Below are 6,615 nucleotides of genomic sequence, written 5' to 3'. Positions count from 1 at the left end.
GCGATATGGAGTTTTTTATAGAGGCTCGCCAGGGAAATACAGTTATAACCGATCCCATTATCAGCACAGTGGATAATAACTTATTGATCGTTTATGCCACTCCCATCCGCTCGGAGGGTGAGATAGTAGGCGTTCTGGCGGGTGTACGCGGTGGTGACGACCTTATCCGGGTAACCGACGGCCTGCGCTTCGGTACGCGAGGCTCTTATATCATAAACCAAGAGGGCGCCTTGATCGCGCACGAGGATCGGGAACTGGTCATGAACCAGGTCAACTACATCGAGGAAGCGAAAACCAAACCCGAATTTGAGTCTGTAGCGCAGTTGATGACCCGGATGACCGCCGGAGAACGGGGAATCGGTACCTACGTCTTCCAAGACGCCGAACACATCGTAAGCTTCGCCCCCATCGGCGTGAACGGTTGGAGCATAGCGGTAGGGGCCATGGAAAAAGAGGTCCTGGCCGGAGTGAACACTTTGCGGAACACCATCCTCACTCTGGTGGCTGTCGTATTGGCCATAGGCATACTCATCGCCTACTTCGTGGGAATTTCCCTGTCCCGACCCATCCGTTCCGCCACCGAGAAAGCCGTCCTCTTAGGCGAAGGGGACTTGACTATAGAGGTTCCGGCCACGCTTTTAAAACGGAACGACGAACTGGGATCCCTGGGACATGCGCTTAAGAAGATGGCCGCCAAATGGCTGGAAGTGATCCAAAACACCATCAACACCTCCTCGACTTTAGCCGCCTCCTCCCAGGAACTTGCCTCTTCCGTCGAGGAGGTCTCCAAGGCCACCCAGGAAGTGGCCCAGACCATCAGCCAGATCGCCGAGGGCTCCACCCAGCAAAGCCAGGAACTCGACCAGGTGAACCGGCAGGCCGAGGAGATCGCGGCCAAGGCCGCCACGGTGAACCAGACCACCGCCCGCAACCTCACCCTCCTTAAGGAAATGCGCGCCGGCCTGGGGGAAGGGAGCCGGTCTTTAGGGGAAATCGAGGCGGCCATGCAGGCCACCATGACCGAAGGGGAACACAGCCGCAAAGAGGCCCATAAGGGCCAGGAGGTCCTTTTCACTCTCACCGGCAACATCCACTCCATCGCCGAGGTGGCCGGAGAAGTATCCCGGGCGGTGGAGACCCTGGATACCCGCTCCCAGGAGATCGGCAAGATCGTGGAGATGATCACCGGGATCGCCGAGCAGACCAACCTCCTGGCTCTCAATGCGGCCATCGAGGCCGCCCGGGCCGGGGAAGCGGGCCGGGGGTTCGCGGTGGTAGCTGAGGAGGTGCGTAAACTCGCCGAGGAATCGGCCCAGGCCGCCCAGCAGATCGCCCGGTTGATCGCCCAGATCCGGGAAGACACCCAACAGGCGGTAGCCAGCATGGACAAGGCGGCGAAGAAGGTGGAAAGCGGGGTAACCCAGAGTGACGAAGTGACCCGGAGCTTCCAGACCATCCTCACCGCGGTGGAAAGCTCCATCCAGAGCCTCCGGTCTCTGGCCGGCACTTTCGAGAAAACCCGGAAGAACCAGGCCAGATCCCTCAATCAGGCCGAGGAAGTGGGGACTCTCTCGGAAGACAACGCCGGTTTGGTCAAAGACATGACCGAACGGATCCAGGCCATCACCGCAAGCCTTGGTTCCATCACCTCGGTATCCGAAGAAAACGCGGCCGGGAGCGAAGAAGTTTCCGCCTCCACGGAAGAACAGAGCGCTTCGCTCGAGGAAATCACCTCAGCCAGCGAGTCCCTGGCCAAACTGGCTCAGGAACTTCAGGGCATGGTGGGACACTTCAAGGTGTGAACATCTTACTTTAAGCCTCGCTCAAGAAATTCGCGCCCCGTCCCCCGGCCTGCCGGGTATGGGGCGCGAATTTATCTGCTCCCCTTCTTCCGCATCCGGTAGCTCCAGGAGATCCCGGGCCTCCTCGGGCAGTCGTTCGACGTCGCGCAGGCTCCGTTCCATCGCCCGGGTACGGGTTTGGGCTTGCTCGATGGTGTTGGAGGTGGTGTGCAGTTGCCGCTTGATTTTCTCGAGCATGGCGCCGAATTTACCGAACTCGGACTTGACCGCTCCTAACACCCGCCACACCTCGTGCGAACGCCGCTCGATGGCCAGGGTCTGGAAGCCGACCCGCAGGCTGTTCAAAATGGCCGAAAGAGTGGTGGGACCGGCGGCCAGCACCCGGTACCTGGTCTGCAGTTCGTCATGAAAACCGGGGTGGCGGAGAACCTCGGCATACAGTCCTTCGGTGGGAAGGAACATGATCGCGAAATCGGTAGTGGCCGGAGGAGCGATATACTTGTCGTGGATCTCCCGGGCGGATTTGCGAACGGCAACCATCAGAGAGCCGGTCGCCGCCTTTACCGTTTCGGCGTCGGAACGTTCCACCGCCTCGAGCAACCGCTCGTAATCCTCTTTCGGGAATTTAGCATCGATGGGAAGCCACACCGGATCATCGGAATCCAGATCTTTGCCCGGAAGCTTGACAGCGAATTCCACGCTCTCTCCCCCCTCCCGGGGACGCACATTTTGCGCGTACTGGTCCGGGGTCAGAATTTCTGCCAGAATAGCTCCCAACTGGTACTCCCCCCAGGTCCCCCGTTCTTTGACGTTGCTCAGGACCCGTTTGAGATCGCCCACCCCGTCGGCTAACGTCTTCATCTCCCCCAGACCGCGCTGGACCGCTTCCAGCCGTTCGCTGACCAGCCTGAAAGACTCACCCAGCCGCTTTTCGAGCGTGGTGTGGAGCTTCTCGTCAACCGTCAGCCGCATTTCATCGAGTTTTTTCTCGTTACTCTCCTGGATCTGGCGGAATTGGACCTCAAGGAGGCTCCGGGCCCTCTCCTGGTCGTGGCGGCTGGCTTCCCGCAGAGCGTTCAAGGTCGAGACCACTTCGCCCTCCTGCCGACGCTGGTCCTCAAGAAGCAATCGGAGCTGCCCCGTAACGGTGTTTCGCACCGCCTCCAGTTTCGTCTCATTGGCGGCCTGGATTTCCCGCAGGGTTTCGACCACCCGCTGACTGAGAGCCTCGATTTCTCGCCGGGTCCCTTCGGCCGACTCCCGGGTGGCCCGAGTCAATCCTTCCAGGAGCCCTTTCTGGTTATCCCCCAGGGTATTCACCATACGGACCAGCACCTCGTTAGCCAGGGTTTGCGAGCGGGAAACCTCTTCCCGCAGACCTCGGGAGTGCTGAGCGGATTCCTCCCGGACCAGGCGAAGCTCCTCGCGCAATCCCCGGACCAGGGTGGAACCTTTCAGGCGATCACACCCGCCGGTTTTGCTGGATGTAATAAGGACAATCACCAGAATAACCGTAAGCAGGAGCAGGTTGAGCAGGGGATACAGGTCAGTCATATTTTGTTCCTTTCATGACGCAACGCGGTACGATAGTCCGGAAAAATTTTCCCCGGTTTCAGGATCCCCGCTGCAGCGAAGGCCGCTTTGTTCCTTTGCAACCGGGCGATTTCCGGGAAAGCTTACCCTCCTTCAATCCTCCCCTTCACGGATCTTACGCCGCCACTTTTTCCGCTGGCCATGACGGCGTTTATGCTCGATACGTTGGGTATTGACCAAGAAGGAAGGTCGGGTGGGCCGCCGGGGTCGGGGGGTTTCCATGGCCTGGCGGATGAGGGAGGTCAGCCGCTCGCGGGCAGCGAGGCGGTTTTCCTCCTGAGTACGGAAACGGTGGGCCTCGATGACCAGTACCCCATCGGCGGTGATACGGTTTCTGGCCAGATACAGCAGGCGCTCCCGTACCGGTTCAGGTAATGAGGGGGAAAGGCGAACGTTGAAACGGAGTTGGACGGCGGTGGAGACTTTGTTCACGTTTTGTCCGCCCGGTCCTCCGGAACGTATGAATTTTTCTGTAAGCTCGTTTTCAGCGAGGAATAGATTGTAACCGACCTTCAGCATACTCCCAGAATAGCTGGAACCGGTGAAAAGTACAAGCCGTAGAGGACTCTTAAGCGGCTCTGGCTTTGCCGGTATCTTGCGGAGTCCCGGGTTATTAATAACTCAACTTTGATTCTACTGCAACAAGTAATTTTGCTGCAAAAAAATGAAGGAAGCCTGGGCCTAAGTTGCATAAATCAGCCGCCGAAATCACCGCATTTTCGAAGCAAAAAGGCCAAGGAGAGTTGAGAGTGGAAATATAAAATTTATCAGAACGCCGCGATTCCCGCCTCGGCGACCGCTTGATCTTGGGCGAGGGAACCGCTACTGACCCCGATTGCCCCGACCACCTTTTCTCCATCTTTGATGGGAACGCCTCCGGCAAAGATAATGATCCGGCCCTGGTTACTGATGTGGACACCGAAAACCGGTTGGCCCGGTTGAGCGATTTTGGCCAGTTCTCCAGTATCCGTCTTCAAACTGCAAGCCGTGTATGCTTTGTTCATGGCAATATCCACCGCACCCAGCAAAGCCCCGTCCATCCGCTGGAAAGCGACCAAATTCGCGCCTTCGTCAACCACGGCAATATCCATGGGTACCCCGATTTCCTCGGCCTTTTCCCGGGCGGCTTCGATTACTCGTAATGCTGCGGCCAAATCGACTTTCTTGCTCATGATCAATTCCTCCCTGGAATAAAATATCACCTGTCTGACAGGCTTCACTGACGCACACCGACCAGGAGGATATAGGGCTGATCGAGTGAGGGCAGATGGAATTCGCATTCAGTATATGAGAACCCCGCTTCCCGGTAAAGACGATCCCAGGTCGCTTTCGAGAAAATCCCGGTCACATGCCGATCCAACTGAAGATCGAGTTTCTCCCCTTCCCGAAGCATATAAACCATGATTGTTTCAAGAGATGTTCCTGCCGGATCGGGATCAAAAGTATGCTCGAAATAAGTGAGTTCGAGTCCATCCCTGGTATGCGTGGCGTATTCGCTTCGCCGGTCTTGAAAGGTTTCACGGAAGTGGTCAGGACCGACAATCAAGAGTCCTCCGGGGAGCAGATGAGCGGCGGTGGTTTCGAAGGTCAGGAACAAATCCTTCTCATTGAGCAGATAGTTGATCGCATCGTGAATCAGGACAGCCGAAAAGATTTTTCCCAGCCTGACGTTTCTCATGTCTCCGAGGTGAAGAGTAACGTCCGGATTCAACTTCCGGCATTGTTCAAGCATCAGCGGAGAAAGATCAACCGCCGTGGCTTCGAATTCACCAGTAAGATGGGATAGATTGTGTCCACCGCCGATCCCCAGCTCGAGTATCCGGTGTCGGCCAGGACCCAGGTTTTTTCTAAGAACTGTTTTCCAGCACTCCGCTTCTTCAGCATATTCTTCAGGAGGAGTCAGGATAGGAAAAAGCCATGCCAGCTCATCGTATAGGCGATATGTCTTGATGTCGTGAGAATCCATTGATCAATTCCTCACCCCGGGGCAAATTACTGATCCGAGGCCCATTTTTGCATATCGAATCAGCCGTTTATGCTTTAAAAAGCCTCCTTCTCCCATCGTTATGGATAGGAATCCAGCTCATAGGAAAAATCCCCTTCCGTTCTCTCAGAATAAAAAACATTTCCAAACAACGACCTTCGCAGGGCGTAACAAAGCTTCTCAAACCTGGATACTGTGATTGAGCACCCCCAATGAATCGTATATGGTATTCTGACAGGTGGGATCGAGCTCCCAGTTACCATCCACGACAAACTTGTATTGATAGTCCCCCGGGGAAAGCATTTTAGTCTTTTTCCATATACCATCATTATCTTTTTTCATGGGGTCGGAAATCGGGGACCAGTCATTGAAAGAACCAGCCAGGTAAACCGTCTCCGCTTGGGGAGAGTAAAGCGTAAAGAGCACTCGTTTCTTTCCAGAATTCACCGCAGTAACCCCCCTCTTGTCTTGATTCTTTTACTATGGAAGATTATATCATTGATTCTACTCCTTCAGAGCCTTCCCCAGTCTCTTTCTTTCCTGCATTTTGTCTTCACCTTTGATTTCCGCCCAACGTTTCGCCAGCTCCCGGATTCGATGCCTCTCCTATTCACCGACCACCCCAACATCCAAGGGTTTTTCCTCTTGCAGATGACTGTAATTCATAAAGTCCGGCATCTTTTCCTGTCTCCGTTCTTCGTTGTTTTTCCCTATCACGATTCATTCCGCCCCAGGTATTCCAATACCCCACCCAATCGCTCAAGGTAAAAAATCACTCTTCCGGCAACCGGAGATCAACCCCTCAATCTGTTGAAAATGGGCATCATGGGAGAATAAGGCAAAACCATTTTGCAGGGCGGTGGCGGCAATCCATAGATCATTGGTGGGAACCGGCTTCCCCTTTTTACGTTGGGAAAGGAAAATCCGGGCATAGTATTCAGGTGTTTCCTCATCGACAGAAAGAACAGTCATCCTCGGAGAATCCAGGAACTGAGCCAACTCGAGGCGATTCCGCTCTTCGTTCCTTCCCAGGGAAAAGCCACTCAACATCTCGCCCAAAACCACTACGCTAATTCCTAACTCCTGGGCACTTCGGATTATTTCCAGCGCCTCTTTTTCTCCCCGTTTATATGCAACGTAGGCATTAGTATCCAGTGCAATGCGCTTCATTGCCACAGGTGCGCTTCATTGCCACAGGTGCGCTTCATTGCCACAGGTGCGCTTCATTGCCACAGG

General features: G+C 55.3%; 7 protein-coding genes. 1 reads left to right on the top strand and 6 read right to left on the bottom strand.

Annotated elements, in window-relative coordinates; genetic code table 11:
• Window positions 1–1,802, top strand: a 1,802-nt coding sequence (locus tag VLH40_07335) for a methyl-accepting chemotaxis protein (protein ID HSV31817.1), incomplete at its 5' end; no start/stop codon positions are given.
• A 21-nt stretch (window positions 1,803–1,823) separates the two neighbouring features.
• Here the strand turns inward: VLH40_07335 and rmuC are convergent.
• The 6 genes from rmuC to VLH40_07305 form a co-directional block, all read right to left on the bottom strand.
• Window positions 1,824–3,356 (bottom strand): DNA recombination protein RmuC, encoded by a 1,533-nt coding sequence (gene rmuC / locus VLH40_07330; protein ID HSV31816.1) that lies wholly within the window; start codon window positions 3,354–3,356, stop codon window positions 1,824–1,826.
• A gap of 132 nt (window positions 3,357–3,488) precedes the next feature.
• Complete coding sequence (arfB, locus tag VLH40_07325; GenBank protein HSV31815.1) at window positions 3,489–3,914, bottom strand: alternative ribosome rescue aminoacyl-tRNA hydrolase ArfB; 426 nt, start codon at window positions 3,912–3,914, stop codon at window positions 3,489–3,491.
• A 248-nt stretch (window positions 3,915–4,162) separates the two neighbouring features.
• Complete coding sequence (locus VLH40_07320) at window positions 4,163–4,567, bottom strand: heme-binding protein (GenBank protein ID HSV31814.1); 405 nt, start codon at window positions 4,565–4,567, stop codon at window positions 4,163–4,165.
• 44 nt (window positions 4,568–4,611) lie between these two features.
• Window positions 4,612–5,361, bottom strand: a complete 750-nt coding sequence (locus tag VLH40_07315; GenBank protein ID HSV31813.1) for a class I SAM-dependent methyltransferase — start codon at window positions 5,359–5,361, stop codon at window positions 4,612–4,614.
• Between the two features lie 198 nt (window positions 5,362–5,559).
• Complete coding sequence (locus tag VLH40_07310) at window positions 5,560–5,826, bottom strand: glycogen-binding domain-containing protein (protein ID HSV31812.1); 267 nt, start codon at window positions 5,824–5,826, stop codon at window positions 5,560–5,562.
• Window positions 5,827–6,138: 312 nt separating this feature from the next.
• Window positions 6,139–6,549, bottom strand: a complete 411-nt coding sequence (locus VLH40_07305) for a type II toxin-antitoxin system VapC family toxin (GenBank protein HSV31811.1) — start codon at window positions 6,547–6,549, stop codon at window positions 6,139–6,141.
• Window positions 6,550–6,615 lie beyond the last annotated feature (66 nt).

This window comes from Atribacteraceae bacterium (genome assembly GCA_035477455.1).
Lineage (GTDB): Bacteria > Atribacterota > Atribacteria > Atribacterales > Atribacteraceae > DATIKP01.
Note: the sequence above shows the minus strand (reverse complement) of the source record. Positions and strands in the feature narration are given on the sequence as shown.